General features: G+C 64.0%; 13 protein-coding genes. 7 read left to right on the top strand and 6 right to left on the bottom strand.

Features of this window, described 5'->3' with window-relative positions:
• Positions 1-484 precede the first annotated feature (484 nt).
• The gene (locus D892_RS0104985) at positions 485-4,198 is read left to right on the top strand and encodes a hypothetical protein (RefSeq protein WP_156959383.1); all 3,714 of its coding nucleotides are present in this window, start codon (positions 485-487) and stop codon (positions 4,196-4,198) included.
• 194 nt (positions 4,199-4,392) lie between these two features.
• Here the strand turns inward: D892_RS0104985 and D892_RS0104980 are convergent, their stop codons facing one another.
• Positions 4,393-4,923, bottom strand: a complete 531-nt coding sequence (locus tag D892_RS0104980) for a class IV adenylate cyclase (protein WP_024800184.1) — start codon at positions 4,921-4,923, stop codon at positions 4,393-4,395.
• Between the two features lie 432 nt (positions 4,924-5,355).
• A complete protein-coding gene (locus D892_RS40435; protein WP_156959382.1) occupies positions 5,356-6,588 on the bottom strand; it encodes an XRE family transcriptional regulator in 1,233 nt (410 codons plus the stop codon).
• 290 nt (positions 6,589-6,878) lie between these two features.
• Between D892_RS40435 and D892_RS0104965 the strand changes: the two genes are divergently transcribed.
• The 4 genes from D892_RS0104965 (at position 6,879) to D892_RS44840 (ending at position 8,190) form a co-directional block, all read left to right on the top strand.
• Positions 6,879-7,088: a hypothetical protein gene (locus D892_RS0104965; protein ID WP_024800181.1), complete on the top strand. Its 210-nt coding sequence runs from the start codon at positions 6,879-6,881 to the stop codon at positions 7,086-7,088.
• 5 nt (positions 7,089-7,093) lie between these two features.
• Positions 7,094-7,738: a hypothetical protein gene (locus tag D892_RS0104960; RefSeq protein ID WP_024800180.1), complete on the top strand. Its 645-nt coding sequence runs from the start codon at positions 7,094-7,096 to the stop codon at positions 7,736-7,738.
• Between the two features lie 72 nt (positions 7,739-7,810).
• Positions 7,811-7,963 (top strand): hypothetical protein, encoded by a 153-nt coding sequence (locus D892_RS0104955; protein ID WP_156959381.1) that lies wholly within the window; start codon positions 7,811-7,813, stop codon positions 7,961-7,963.
• A 44-nt stretch (positions 7,964-8,007) separates the two neighbouring features.
• Positions 8,008-8,190 carry a hypothetical protein gene (locus D892_RS44840; protein WP_084160936.1) on the top strand — a complete coding sequence of 61 codons (183 nt, stop codon included), beginning with the start codon at positions 8,008-8,010 and terminating at the stop codon, positions 8,188-8,190.
• Positions 8,191-8,712: 522 nt separating this feature from the next.
• Here the strand turns inward: D892_RS44840 and D892_RS0104950 are convergent.
• Genes D892_RS0104950 through D892_RS0104940 form a run of 3 tightly spaced genes read right to left on the bottom strand, consistent with a single transcriptional unit; the run spans position 8,713 to position 11,639 of the window.
• Positions 8,713-9,153: an NUDIX hydrolase gene (locus D892_RS0104950; RefSeq protein WP_024800178.1), complete on the bottom strand. Its 441-nt coding sequence runs from the start codon at positions 9,151-9,153 to the stop codon at positions 8,713-8,715.
• A 6-nt stretch (positions 9,154-9,159) separates the two neighbouring features.
• Complete coding sequence (locus D892_RS0104945) at positions 9,160-10,413, bottom strand: DegT/DnrJ/EryC1/StrS aminotransferase family protein (protein WP_024800177.1); 1,254 nt, start codon at positions 10,411-10,413, stop codon at positions 9,160-9,162.
• Positions 10,410-11,639 carry a Gfo/Idh/MocA family protein gene (locus tag D892_RS0104940; protein WP_232235984.1) on the bottom strand — a complete coding sequence of 410 codons (1,230 nt, stop codon included), beginning with the start codon at positions 11,637-11,639 and terminating at the stop codon, positions 10,410-10,412. Before D892_RS0104940 ends, D892_RS0104945 begins: the two co-directional genes overlap by 4 nt.
• A gap of 80 nt (positions 11,640-11,719) precedes the next feature.
• Here D892_RS0104940 and D892_RS40430 point away from each other — a divergent pair, with 80 nt between their 5' ends.
• Together D892_RS40430 and D892_RS0104930 are read left to right on the top strand one after the other, a co-directional pair.
• Entirely contained in the window at positions 11,720-12,499 is a 780-nt protein-coding gene (locus tag D892_RS40430; protein WP_198036832.1) for a DUF5919 domain-containing protein, read from the top strand.
• 16 nt (positions 12,500-12,515) lie between these two features.
• On the top strand, positions 12,516-12,983 hold the full coding sequence (locus D892_RS0104930; RefSeq protein ID WP_024800175.1) for an NUDIX hydrolase: 468 nt from the start codon (positions 12,516-12,518) through the stop codon (positions 12,981-12,983).
• On the opposite strand, the gene D892_RS0104925 is transcribed toward D892_RS0104930, so the two are convergent.
• Entirely contained in the window at positions 12,971-13,534 is a 564-nt protein-coding gene (locus D892_RS0104925; protein ID WP_024800174.1) for an HD domain-containing protein, read from the bottom strand. The two genes, D892_RS0104930 and D892_RS0104925, sit on opposite strands and share 13 nt — an antisense overlap.
• Between the last annotated feature and the right edge of the window lie 958 nt (positions 13,535-14,492).

Below are 14,492 nucleotides of genomic sequence, written 5' to 3'. Positions count from 1 at the left end.
AATGCCATCACGGTCCGTCTCGAACGCCATGCCGACCGCAGACATGATGGCTGTCGCAGGTGCGTGCCCTCGCGGCAGGACCGCCGCGATCGCCGCCGTCCGCCGGTACCTGACACCACGCGCACGGCCCTAACCAGTACCGCCACCCGGACACGGATGCACCGGCGGCTCAAGCCCGGACACTTGCCCACGCAACGCACCTCGCGCGATCGACGCGGGGGTGCGAGAACGCGACGGGCCGGTTGCAGGTCCTGTGCGCGGACGTTGCGGGGGCCGTCCGAGACGGGCAGAGCCGGCCACCAGGGCTTGCCGCTGGTAGGTCCATGACGGACGTCGGACTAAGCGACAGGCCAGACCCCTTGAAATGTAACGTTCGCCTGCAGTTCGGCGACGCTCTGATACCTGAACTGGGTGGGCTCTAATTTCGGCTGAGGATACGGGGCGAAGCGTTTCCTCAAATTGCGCGGGGGATGGAAGGGATTCAGTGAGTGACTTCGAGCACCGCAGTGGCACGCGGGCAAAATTGACCGCGTGGTTGCCGAGGTCGAGGCGGACCCCGGGCCAGGCGGTGCTGGAATCCTTGGCGCCGCTGTACGACGAAGCTCAGCACGAGGCGTACCTGAACCGCTTGGAGAACGTGGTCGACGATCCGAGGAACCGCAACATCGCTGTCAGCGGACGGTACGGAACCGGTAAGTCCAGCGTGCTCGATAAGTTCCAGGAGAAGCACAGTCGCTCGACATTGCGGCTGGCTGTCTCCACCCTGGCACCGGACGCGGAGGGCGCGACCCTCACAAACCGCATCCAGAAGGAGGTACTCAAGCAACTGGTGTACAGCACCCGGTCGCGCACACTTCGGCACTCGCGGTTCAGCCGGCGAGGCCCGCTGCCGCGGTGGCGGGCGTTGATCGAGTCTGCCGGGTTCGTCGGTGTGCTCGGAGCGCTGCTGGTGCTGTTCGGACGTCTGCCCCCGCAGATGGCCTCGGGGCCTAACCACTCGAGTACCGCGCGGGCCGTGGTGTGGGCTGCGGTGGCTGTCCTACTCGTCGTGGTGGTCTGGGTGCTGCGGACAGTCACCTACGATCGGTTCACGATCTCGGAGGTGTCCGCGGCGGGCGCGAAGCTTGCGTTGTCGGCGAGGAATCGCACCTACTTCGATGACTACCTCGACGAGATCGTCTATGTCTTCGATCAGGAGCCTACGGACTTCGTCATCTTCGAGGACCTCGACCGCTACAACGATCCTCAGATCTTCCAGGCGCTTCGCGAACTCAACACTCTCCTCAATAGCACACCGAAGCGGCGCAGAAAGATTAAGTGGCGCAAGAAGCCACTCCGGTTCATCTACGCCGTCCGTGACAGCCTGTTCGAACAGATCGGCAAGGACACGGCCCAAGAGCGTGACGACGCCGCGCGGGCCGAGACCGTCCGCGCGAACCGGACGAAGTTCTTCGAGGTCGTTATCCCTATCGTGCCGTTCATCTCGCACCGCACGGCGCGCGAGCACCTACACCAGCTCCTGCAGCAGGCGAACGTCGACATCGAGCGGCCGTTGATCGAACTCGTCGCCAAGCACGCCACCGACAAGCGACTCCTGCTGAATATCCGCAACGAATACCTCGTGTTCGCCGAACGTCTGCTGCAGACCGATAAGGCCGCGCCGGGGCTGTCTGCTAGCCATCTGTTCGCGCTGGTCGCCTACAAGAATTTCCACCTGGAGGATTTCGAAAACATCGCGCGGCGCTCCAGCGACCTCGACCGCCTTTACGACTATCACCGCGAACTCGTCGCAACATCAGTTGCAAACCGTGAACAAGCCAAACGAGACCTGCTAGCGCGAAGCGCGCAGCCACCAGCCCTCGACCCTGTCGCCGAGCAGCTCGGCAAACGGCTCATGGGAATCGGTGAGGTCGCACGGGACCGTACAGGCTGGACGGCCTGGCAATTGCTCTTCGTCGTCGCATCGACCACCTACAACTGCGACGACATAACCAGGCCCACATTCTGGGAAGCCGTTGCCGCCTCACCCAACATCGCAGTGCAAGCGGTGCAGAACCCGGAATACAACAGCCCGAGTGCTCTCACCGATTTGACCGGGGAACGTCTTGATCACCTCTTCCCGGAAATCCTGCACGATCGGTGGGAGCAACTGCGCGCTGAAGAGGTGGCCGACGAGTTGCAGCAGCTCGACCGCGACATCGAAGCCCTGCGAGGAGCCAGCTTCTCAACGTTGGTCAACGCCGACAAGTTCACGATCACCGTCGCTATGCCCGCCGGAGACGACGCCGGGAACACCGAGGAACTGTCGTTCGGCGAACTCGCGGACAGGACCTTGAAGTCAAGCATGGCGCGCGATCTCGTGAAGCATGGCTACATCGACCAGAATTTCACGCTCTACGCCGCCCAGTTCTACGGCGACTTCACTGGCGTCGACGTGGCGACGTTCATCGTGCAGACAGCCCAGCCCAACACCATGGACATCAACTACCAGTTCACCAGCCCCGGCGCGATCGCGAACCTGCTCGCCGAAGCCGACGAGGACTTCACCCGCAGTATCAGCGCCTACAACGTTCAGGTAGTCGACTATCTCCTGGAAGAGGACACCGAACGTGCAGACGAGGTCGTGACGTACCTGACCTCGAACTTCAGGAGCGAAGCGGAGCAGTTCCTGGCCGCGTTCTTCACCTCCGACGTCAGGCGGACGCAATTAGCCGCGCACCTGAGCCGGAAACCCTGGCGAGGCGTCTTCACCTATCTTGCCTCCAACGAGGGAGTGCCCGCTGACGTGCGCGCGGCACTCATGGACGCCGCACTAAAGGCCGCCGCCCCCACAGAAGACACCTACGATCTCGGATCCGACGTCCGCGACTTCATCGCCTCGCGGTACCGCGAGATGCCGGCCTTCACCGAGTCCAGTCCCGTGGCCGAACAAAAGACAGTCGTGACCATGTTGCAACGCGTTCGCGTGCGTCTGCCCAGCCTCGATGGTGTGTACGAAGAACTGCGGGAACGCATCGTGTACCACAGCCTGTATGAGCTGACCGCGGACAATTTGCGCACCGCGCTCGCCATCAACGGCCAGGTGGCGCTGGACAGTCTTCGCGGCAACGACGCGGTCTACCACTACTGTTTGGACAACCTCGGCGGCTATCTCGACGCCGTCATAGCCGACGATCACACCGACCACTCGACACTGACCGCTCCGACTCTCCTCGATGCTCTCAAAGCGACGTATCGAGACAAAAAGCTGCTCAGGAAGCTCATCTCGACCGCGGCGCCCGACAGCTCATTGGAGCGGCTCACAGACGCACCCGAGTCGACCTGGCCGGAACTGGCCAAAGCCAAGCTATTCCGCGCGTCACTGGAGAATCTCGACGCCTACCGGGCGCAGGTCGGAGAGATCGACGAAAGCCTCGGTGAACTCTTGCTCGACGCCGGCAAAATCTACACCGACGACGAGGCGAGCGAGTCTCGCAAGGGGGACGCTGCCGCGAATGCCGCCGTTGCCATCCTCAATGCCCGGCGTGGCATCCCCCAGCCCGCCGACCGGGTCCGGCTTGTGAGCAGTCTCGACCTTGCCGAGTGGATTTCGCCTACACAGATCGCAGCGGAGGAAAGTGACCTGTTCGCGCTGCTCCTTGAGGACGACCTGGTTTATGACAACGCGGACACCTTCGCCCACCTCAGGCACGGCGGGTGGACCGCCGTAGGTCCCGCCATCGCCGCCTCGAACGCGATCAAGGAGTTCCTGACCCCCAGCCTGATCGAAGGAATCGTCGCCGAGATGTTCGACGATCCCGAGGCCAGCGGCAAAATCGGCCACAAAGTACTCGGAGCCTTGGCGGAATTCGTTCCGAACGACGACGACAAAGCCCTGGCCGCCGCCGCCAGATTCGCTGTCAAACACAACAGAGCCCTACCCGTAGACCAACTCCGCAGAATCGCCGCTGTGACTCGCAACGAACCGGATTTGACTGTCCAGCTGCTCCGTATCGCAGCGCTCGCCGCAAACGAGATCGTGGACGTCTTGAACGCGCTGGGTGGCAAGTACAGCTACCTGACAACCTGGGAGCGCGACGAGTTCGAGGTCCCGTACGACGAGGCTCATAGAGCTGTGTTCAAGACCGTGGCGGAAGAAAACCTGTGCCGGACCAACAACAAGCCAAGCAAAGGCATCCTGATCGTCAAGAAGCCTTAGCAACCGTTCAGTCACACCAGAGCGTTCGGTCTCGCGTATGACTACTCGGACAGTTCCGACCGCCGGTTCGAAGCCCCGCGTCCCCGACGTCGGCCTCCACCCTGGCCCGCACCTCGCGGTCGTACTGGGCCAACCGCGTCAGTTCCGCCACTCCGACGCGGCATCGATGGGGATCTGCCGGTTGGACGGCCCGGTCAGAAGCGGAGTTCGGGGATGGTGTTGAGGTCGATGCCGTGGCGTGCGTAGATCTTGATGGTGTTCTCGCCGGTGAGGTCGGATTCGGTGTATCCGAGGAGTTCGGCGGTGTGGATGACGTCGGCCTTGGTGGCGGCTTCGATTTCCAGGTAGGGCGGGATTCGTGGCCAGGTGTCGAGTTCGAGCTGTGCGCCGTCGAGGGCGAAGCTGACGCGCTTGGTTTCCTGGTATGACTTGGCTTTGAAGCCGAGCATTTCGAGCAGGGTGTTGGTGGCGGCGAAGTCGTCCACGTTCACCTCTACTTCGTGGGTGCCGTCGATGGCGTCGCTGGTGATCTCTTTGACCGCGAGTGTGGTGCCAGTTCCGTTGTCGCGCAGCCTGATCCACTTGGATTGGTCGCCGGGGATGATGTCGTAGACGTAGCGGCGCATGAAGCGTTCGCCGAGTTTGTGTCCGCCTTGTTCCCGGATGCGACGTTCGATGGTGTCGGGGTCGATGTTGAGGATCTTGGCTTCGTGCTCGATGGCCACTGGTGACTTCTCCTGATCGGGTAGACGTGTGGATTGACGTTATCCGGCCCGCTGGGTGTCGAGTTGCTGGTATTCGGTGTCGCGCAAGGCGAGGATCTCGCAAGGCAGTGGGCTGGTGAGGAAGTCGGGTAGCGGTAGGCATAGATCCATTCGCTGGATGCACACGCGGGGCTGCTGCACGATGAGGTGACAGCGGTTAGCAGCCTGGGGGGCTGCTGGGGTCATGATGGTTTCGAATTCGATCGGGGTCAACCGTCCGATTCGGACGTGCTGGTTGGAAGGTGTCTGCTCGCAGCTTGCGCCCTACCACCTCGCAGCGAAGTCGATCCTAGAGGCTGCACGACGTCATGCACGCTCCCAAACATGTTGCGGTGGATAGTACTTGGGTGACAGCTCGACTCGGAGGCAGTGCCGTCGAAGTTGAGCCAGGGGCTATCGCGCGTATCCGACGCCCACCAAAATTTCGCGGAGTTGCCTCGCCTCATCGCGCACCGATGGGGCCGGTTCGACTGTGTCGAGATGGTCGATGCCGTCGAACAGGGTGGATGCCGTTCGGGTGGAACGGATTTCCTCGACGAACGGCAGTACGCGCCGGAGCGTGTCGGCTGCGTCGTGCCACGCATGGGCACGAACCTGGGCGTTGAACAGTGATGCGAGGTGGCTGTAGCGCGATCGGACTTCCCGCTCCGGGATTGCCTCGACGGAGGCGTAGAACTCGTCGGCTGCCTTCTGCCACTGACCGGCATCGGCGCGGACCGTCGCCTCTTGCCACCCCAGCTCTTGGTCGCTGATCCACCACACCCAAGGCGGGTCGTCTTCGGCAACGCCGTCGAGGTACAGCGACCGCGCCCGATCGAACACGCGGTCGGCGGCGGATTCGTCGCCGCCCTGCGCCAGAGCCCGGGCTTCGCGTATACGGAACATGGCCTCCAACCGCGGCGAGAGGCTGTGCTGGTCGAGCACCATGCGGGCGATGCGCAGCGCTTCAACAGGCCGGCCGAGGTAGCCCGCGTGCATCGACATGTTCTGCAAGGTCAACAGTTCCATGTTGCGGTCCCCTGCAAGCCGGGAGAACTGCAACGCTTCGTTGTTCACTTGGCGCACGAGATCGTGCTGGCCCGCGTCGTAGAGCAACCACCCAGCGACCTCACCGAGTTCACCGGCTGCCGCGTACAGATCCCGCTCGACGGCCGGAACGCAGCGAGCCACGCCCAGCTTGCGGTGAACGGTGCGGAAGAGCTGAAGCGCCATGCCTGACGACTGGTCGCCGCCGAAGGTGGTGTCGAGATCGACCAGCTGGCGGATGCGGCCGTGCAGTGATTCGACGTAATCGCTGTCGAGGTCGGCGGGTACGACCGGGCTCTGGCTAGGTTCCACCTCCGCGATTATGGACGTTTGCGGGATAGCGAGTGCCTGGCCGTCCTCTGACGTGCGCCCATGCCGCTCGCGCCAGAGTTGTTCGCCCTCGGCGACGATTTGTTCGAACCGGGCCCGGTCGTCCGGTGTTGCCCGCAAATCGAGCGTCGTGTCCAGAATGGCCTGGGTGGTCGAGCGCGGCTTCACCGAGCCAAGGCCGGTACGCCAATTGGTGATCGTGGTGGTTTCGATGCCGAGTAAGGCAGCGAATTCACGAACCGATTTGCGCATGGCTTCTTGCAGCGCCACGGCTTCGAATCCGGTCCAATGCCGCCCTCGTACCATCGCTTTCCCCCGTGGTTTTGCGCCTGAGCTGGGCAAATACGCGCTTACGCCCACACTACCCCCACGCCGCGCCGTTCCGCTGAAAACCGCCTGTGCGCCAAGGTCAAAAGCGGTACGCGGTACCGGGCCGACGCCGTATCCCTCGCGGCGCAGCGGCCCTCGTAGGGGCCGAATAGGCGGGCTGGTGGCCGTTGGCCCCGGTGCCGGGCACCTCTTCTCGATCGAAGCTCTGCCCAACCCGGAGGTATCCGACCATGCACACCCTCGCCATGCACCACACCATCGCGCTGACCGAACAGGAATCCCACGCGGAACCGGAGACACCCTTCAGCGTCGACTGCGCCCACGCCGTGATGCAGTTCCACGTGGTCTGCCGGGCCAGAAAATGCCCGCGGAAGGCTGCCGCGCTCCGGGTGCTGGCCGATGCCGGCCTCCTGGTGCCCTCGACGACGCATCCGCGGTGAGCGCGATGAACGATCAGGCCAACCATGGCGCGTCGGAGGATCGGCCGTCCGGCTTGAACGACTGCACGGCGGGTCCGGACGATGCCATGAGCAGTTCGGATCCCGCTGCGGCTCAGCCGATCCCGGAATGGGCTCCACTGGAACCGTTGCCGTCAGGGCACATGTTCCTGGCCACCTTCGACGGCAGGGCCTTGAATACGGCCAGGGATATTCTCGATCCAGCCTTCGATCTGGTGTCCTGCCAAACGCAGTACCGCCTGGCCTTCGAGATGCTCGGCAGTGCGACAGCGTCGGCCGAACAGTTGAAACATGCTGCGGCCCAGCTAGTGATGGCGCAAACCGACATTGCGGTGCTGGTGGCCATCATCGATGACGCGGTGACCGAGTGGGTGCAACGGCGAACGGTGGTGGTCCCGCCGTCGAATGCTGCGGCGATGGACGGTCTGCCCGTTCTCCCGGTGCATACCGAGTCCATTGGTGAAATCGCGGCTCGGATGGCGGAATTGTGGGAGGCCGTCACCGCCAAGACCGATCGGCGTAGCGGCGAGGATGACTTCCCCGAAGCCGAGCAGCTGCTCGAACTGTGCCGGGGGTACGACCATCTGGCTGCCGAGATCGAATCCGGTCGGCGAACGCTACCGGGGATGTGATCACCGATGCGGCCCGTTACCCCGCCCCGGCTCCCGCGGCGTATTCGGCACATCCACATCGAGTCCGGTGCTTTGAAGCTGGATTTCCAGGCTTCGGCCGAGCAGGCGCAGAACGTGGCCGACGAGCTGGCGGGCACGTTCGCCGACATGGATATGCGGGTCACGGTGGACGACGAGGTGCGGGCTGATCTGCCGCCGCTGCCATGCGCGGGGTTATGGGACTGAAGTCCGAACAGCCCCGTGCTTTTTCTGGGAGGTGACGAGATCTATTGACTACCAACAGTTTTGTGCAGGCGGATGGTCCGCTGGCTGAGCATATGTGCCAAGTGCAATTACTGGGACTGACTGCTACGCGCGCCTACGAGTTGCGCTTCGCTCACCGGCACCACCATCCCGACGAATGCCTCGTCCACCTGGCTGTGGCGCTGTTCCTGCTCCAGCTTTGCGATTGACCATGGCGCCGGTCGTCTGGATCTTGTGGCCTGCGTCAGTCTTCTTCGCAGCTGTGCTTGGGTTCCGAATTGGTATGTGGTGGAGGGGCATTCACGTTCGCGGGAGGCACGCGTTCGTCCCTGAGCGGAGCCACAAAGTTCCTGCTGGCACTGCCCCGAAGCTGGCGCACCATGCTGACGAGGTGATGGACGCGGACACCATACCGATGCGCCCACCGCTGGTCGAAGCCGACGATGGGAACCGGTGGAACGAAGATGTCGATACGCAGGTCTTGCCGCGGCTGCAGGACATCCGGCCGCCGCTGAGAGCGACGCCGATACGACGACCGCCGTGGTTGGGGAGTAATCGTGGTCAGGGGTAGCACCTGAGATGAGGCCCGGATTGCTCGCACGAAATAGGCTCCTCCGCAATTCTTGCGGAGGAGCCTATTGTCACTGTTCAGCAGCCACGATCACAGGCCAGGCCACACTGGTGGGCTCTACGAACCCGATCGCCGCGGGTGCTCCAGGTGGAGGCCCGTCTCAGCTCTCCCGGTACCGCGCTAGCACCTGCTTGACCGCGTCGGTGACCGGCGGTTCCTCGGTGAGGTTGGTCCAGGCGTAGGCGTCGTGCTCTTGCAGCTCGACCGGTTCGGCGGCGGCGACGTCGACGGCGAAGTTGAACTGGCGGCTCTTCTTGCCGCTGCCGGATTGGTAGTCGAACTCGCCGAGGTAGCGGGCGATGTGGGTGACGTCGAGGCCGGTTTCCTCTTTGACTTCGCGGATGAGGGCCTGGTCGAGCGCTTCGCCGGGTTCGACTTTGCCGCTGGGCAGTTCCCAGATGCCACCCATGAAGTCGTCGGCTGGCCGTTGCAGCAGCAGGATCTTGTCGCCGCTTTGGAGGACGGCGCCGACGACGAGTTGCTGGACGTCGTCGCGGGTGGCGTCGGTGGTGAGCTGTTCGAGCAGGGATGAATCGACCATGCGTGCTTAGCCTTTCAGTTCGGTGTGGTGCTGGGCGACTTTGTGGATGGCTTCGATGTATTGGTCGACGAGCGGCAGGTCGGCGTCGCGGTGCCAGACTGGCAGTTTGAGCGTGCGGTGGTGGATGGCTTCGGCGCGGGGATAGTCGCCGGGGGCGTAGGCCAGTTTGCCGCTATAGGCCGGGAACAGCGGGCCGGGGGTCTGAAACAGCGGCAGCTGGTTCAGCGGGCAGGTCGAGCCTGGCCGGTCGACTTCGCTGGCACCTTCAGCTTGCAGGGCGGCGTGGAAGCGTTCGACAGGCACGCCGTCGAAGGCATCGCTGTCGTATTGCAGGATCAGGCCGTACCAGGCTGGCTGGACCTGGGGGTCATGCCAGGGGGTGAGGAGGCCGTCGAGGGTTTCGAGCTGTTCACCGATGTGTTCAGCGATACGTTGCCGCCCCGCGAGATAGTCGTCCAGATGGGCGAGCTGCTGCAGCGCGATGGCGGCGCCGAGCGGGTGGATGCGGTGTTTGAGGCCCATGCCGGTGACGGCGTAGCGGCTGAGTGGATTGTCGGCGGGGATTTCGTTGCGGCAGCGCTTGTTGTACTGGCCGTGCAGCAGCACCCGGTGGTAGGTCTCGTCATCGTCGGTGAGGATGAAGCCGCCCTCGCCCGCGGAGAGTGGTTTGGGCCCGTTCATGCTGAACGCCGCCGCGTGTCCGAACGCGCCGATCTTCGTTCTGGCCACGCTGGCGCCGTGGGCGTGCGAGCCGTCTTCGAGCAGTTGCAGGCCGTGGTGATCGGCCAGCTGTTTGAGCTGATTGATCTCGGCGGGCATGCCCCACATGTGTGTGACGACAAGGGCTTTCGTGCGTTTGGTGATACGCCGTGGCACGTCGCCCGGATCCAGGTTGCCGCTGGGGTCGCAGTCGGCCAGCACCGGTGTCGCGCCGAGGTGCAGCAGTGGCGTGGCCGTGGCGAAGAAGGTATAGGCGGGCACGATCACCTCGTCACCGGGCCCGATGCCGCAGGCGGCGTACATCGAATACAGCGCCGCGGTGCCGGAGCTGGTGAGGATCGCGTAGCGAGTGCCGAAGTAGACCTGTAGCGCGTCTTCCAGGACTTCGACAACGCCGGAGCGGTCGTACACCGAGATACTGGTGTGCAGCTGGTCGATGACGGCATCGGTGGTGTCGGCGCTGAGCGGAGGCCACGAGAAATGCGGCCCCGCTTCGGAAATGACCGGCGTGCCGCCCAGCAGGGCGAGCGGGGATGTCACAGCAACTCCTTGGGATTGACCGGGGCGTGGGTGCGGGCGGCCTGGTAGCAAGCCGTGATGAAGGCCAGGTGCGCGAGCTGATCATTCGGGCTGCTCGGGTTCGGCCGGCTGCCGCCGATCACGCGGGCGAAGTAGTCGATCTGGTTGGCCGCTGCCGCCTGCCCCACGGGTTCGCGGGTGACGGTCTCGATGGCGGTGGCGTCGTTGGTGAGTCGCCGGATGCGGTTGCGTTCCAGGTGCACTGCACCGCGGCTGCCGACCACGCGCAGTTCCTCGGTCTTCGGGCCCAGAAAGCGCGACAGCAGCAATGAGCCGTAGAGGCCGTGGTCATACGAAAAGTGCACCAGTGCCGTATCTTCCGCGTCGTAGCGCCGATCCGGGCGGGCGCTGGCCGACAGGTCTGCGGTGATCCGATCCGGCAAGCCGAAGTACCAGAGGGTCAGGTCGATGAGGTGGTAGCCCATGTCGATGAGGCAGCCGCCGCCGGCCTTGGCCGATAATCCGCGCCAGCCGTCGGACGGGTCGGTGATGTGCATGGTGTAGCGGCCCTCGACCAGGAACGGCGTGCCGATGCGATCTGCGAGTAGCTGGAAGCTGGTGTGAATCGGGTTCAGGCGCCGCTGCAGCGCGACCATCAGGTGGATCCCGGACTCTTCTGCCACTGCGGCGAGACGCTTGGCCTCATCGACGGTGGTGGCGAACGGCTTCTCTTTCAGCACATGGACACCGTGTTTGGCCGCGGCTTCGACGACCTGTGCGCCGACGTGGTGCGGAACGCAGACCACGACGAGATCGAGCTGTTCACTGGCGAACATGTCCTCGAAGTCGAGGTAGCCAGGCACCCGCAGGCGGTGCTGCTGTTCGTGGGTAACGGCCGGATTCTCGTCGCAGACCGCGGCGAGCCGGACATCGGCCGATGCCTGCAAGGTCGGTAGATGGTCGGTCAGTGCTTGGTGGCCGAGGCCGACGACACCGGCCCGTAGCACCGCGTTGTTCTCGACGATGGAACGCGCTGCCGAAGAGGAAGGTTCGGTCGGCTGCCGCAGCGTTCTGGTGGCAGCAGGCGGCAATAGCAAGGCGTCGCACGGCTTCATCGGATTCCCCCTGTTTCGCCAATTGTGCGATCGGACAGGCCCAAAACCGACTGTGACCAGCGCTGAGTTGATGTGACGGGCATGAGCGCGTGGAACACGTTGGCTCCCTTGGGCTTTTCGTGAGAGGACCATCGTGGCTGGTGATCTTGGGACCGCGTAACCGCGTATGGGACGCGGGCGAAGACGTCCTGGGACGTTCTTCGCGTCCTGACGTGGATGTTCTTGCCGACCTGCATTCGGTCGGTTTCCATAGAACCGTGAACATCCGGCTTCAGTCCGTGCTCGACCAGCGGGGGATCGCGCCCGAACTCTTGGCCGAGGTATGTCAAGTCGACCCGAAGACCGTCAGCCGCTGGCTCGGCGGCCGGGTCCCGCACCGGCGCCATCGACGCAGCGTGGCGCTTCACTTGCGCGTCGAGGAGGCGTTCCTCTGGCCGCCCGCGCCGGATGCACCGCCGGTACCCAAGAACACCGAACTTGTCGCCACCTACCCCAATCGAGCGGAAGTGCCGCGCGAAGTGTGGCTGTCGCTGCTGCGTCAGGCCACCGAGCAGATCGACGTGCTCGTGTTCTCCGGGACCTTCTTCGCCCAGTCCAATCCACAGGTGGCGAAGATGCTCGCCAAGCGAGCCGAGCACGGCGTTCACGTCCGCCTGTGCTTCGGTGACCCGACCGGCGACGCGGTGGATGCCCGCGGGCGCGAGGAAGGCATCGGCGGCGACACCCTGGCCGCCAAAATCCGGGCTTCGCTCACCTACTACCGGCCGCTGCTGGGCCGGGAGCGCTGCGAGGTGCGGCTGCACAACACCACGCTGTACAACTCGCTGTTCCGCTACGACGACATCCTGATGGTGAATCCGCACATCTGGGGACAGCCAGCCAGCGCCAACCCGGTGCTTCAGCTCAAGCGGATCGGCGACACGGGCTGGTTCGACAACTACGCCGAAAGCTTCGACGCGATCTGGGCTGACGCGCAGACCTGGAAACCCTGAACGAGAGGCCAGAGATATGGGCAGGATCGAGTACTACTACGACCCGCAGGCACCGAAGCCGAACTCGCTGGTGGTGGCGTGCAATCTGCTGGTGACCGACGACTCCGGGGCGATCCTGTTGCAGCGCCGCCGCGATACTGGGCAGTGGGCGCTGCCCGGCGGGGCGATGGATATGGGTGAGACACCGGCCGAGTGCGCCATCCGCGAGTGTGAAGAGGAGACCGGCATCACCGCCGAGGTCACGGGATTCCTTGGCGTGTACAGCAATCCGAACCACATCGTCGCCTACACCGACGGCGAGGTGCGCCAACAGTACGAGAACACCTACATCGGACGACCGGTCTCGGGAGAGCCGACGATCAACGACGAGGCCGATGGCGTGGCTTTCGTGGCGCCGAAAGACCTGGACAAGTACGACATCCACCCGAGCATGCGACAGCAGATCGGGGACTTCCTGTCCGGGAACTACCCCTACCTCGGCTGATTGGCCAAGGCACGCTCGATACGGTCCGCGGTCACCAGGATCTCCGGCTCGGCCCGCCGGATGAAGCGGCCGACGATGGTGTCCGGGCCGTAGCGGCTGACGATCTCGGCAATCCGATTGGCCGGCGTTGTCGGCTCACCGTCCGGCGTGGTGGTCATGTCCGCGTAGGTCAGCGCATCGACGAGTAGCTGGTTGTCGAGGAGCGGGAATTCGGCTTCGAGTTCGGCGCGGAGGCCGCGTTCTTCTGCCTCCAGCAGCGCGAAGGTGTGATTGGCGACCAGGCGCACCAGGCGCTCGTCGGCCTGGTGCTCATCGCGAAGGAACCGGGCACCGTCGAGCGGATGAAAGCCGGTGTGCGCCAAGCGGGGTGCGTAGCCAATGTCGTGGAGGACGGCAGCGGTGACGAGGAGGTCGCGGTCGGCACCAAGCGCGACATTGAGGTCCGCTGCGGCCCGTGCGACACCTTGGGAGTGGGCCCAGCGTCGAGGGAGCGCGACCTGGATTTCGGTTTGGACAATGCGCCACGCCCACGACGACGTTCGGATCGTCATACGGCAAGACTAGTTACTTCTCCATCGGGTGGACATCTGCCGTTGGCCGACGGGGTGGAGTCGCCTCGACGAGCCTGCCCTCCCAGAGCGGCGGGTTTTTGGTGGGCACAATGCATTGCCGCAAATCGGTACCGCTTCAGCATGGCCGCCAGGCAAACCGCACGCTGGCCTCGCTTGAGCTGCCAACCACTATCCCACTTTTCGTGTCCGAGATCTTCACCGCTGTGCAAGGGCTGTCACGAGCTGAATCGGTGATGTCGTCTGTCGCTACGAGGCGGCTTGCCGATACAAGAATCGATGGGCCGTGCCGCCGCGCTCCGGAGGCAGCGAGCCCGGCCGCAGCTGGCCCGATTATGTGCCCGGATATGCAAGTAAGGCAGCAGCAGGACGGGAGTCAGCAGCCCCCCGACTGGTTCCGGGGCGTTGCGGGAGCAAGTCGAGCGTTGCCTGCCAGCTCACCTCGATGATGGGTAAAACAACCCGCATGAGAGCCGAAAGCCCCGGACTGTAGCAACGGGGCTGTGCGCAATGAGCTCGCCAAGCTCGGCGCTACCCACCACGCCAGCGGCCGACCTTAAGAACTTCACCCCCGCCACCTCGGAGGACGAGCGTGCCGGTGCGCCAGGGTCTTTTCATTTCTCTCGCATGTTCCGCGCCTCGACTTGCCGCTCGGAAATGACGGAATACGCCTCAGCAGCAACTCATACGAGCTGCTGTCGAGACTGACGGCGCAAGGAATCGGCGGGTGACCTAATCGACTCAGGGCACTGGTCCGTTCTTATGTTGGAATGCACGACTTCAGCGAATCCGCTTCCCCGTACGTGCGCCTATTTCAACGAGATGCATGTCTTATTTGGGAATGGCTTGACAACACCCGGGGCATGGAGCGTCCATGGATATGCAACCCCGAACGAAACCGCGAAACATTGCAGAACGGGGCGCGCATCCCGGCCGGGAT

Origin of the sequence: Nocardia sp. BMG51109, from assembly GCF_000526215.1 — a bacterium.
Classification (GTDB): domain Bacteria; phylum Actinomycetota; class Actinomycetes; order Mycobacteriales; family Mycobacteriaceae; genus Nocardia.
This window is presented reverse-complemented; position numbering and strand designations above follow the sequence as displayed.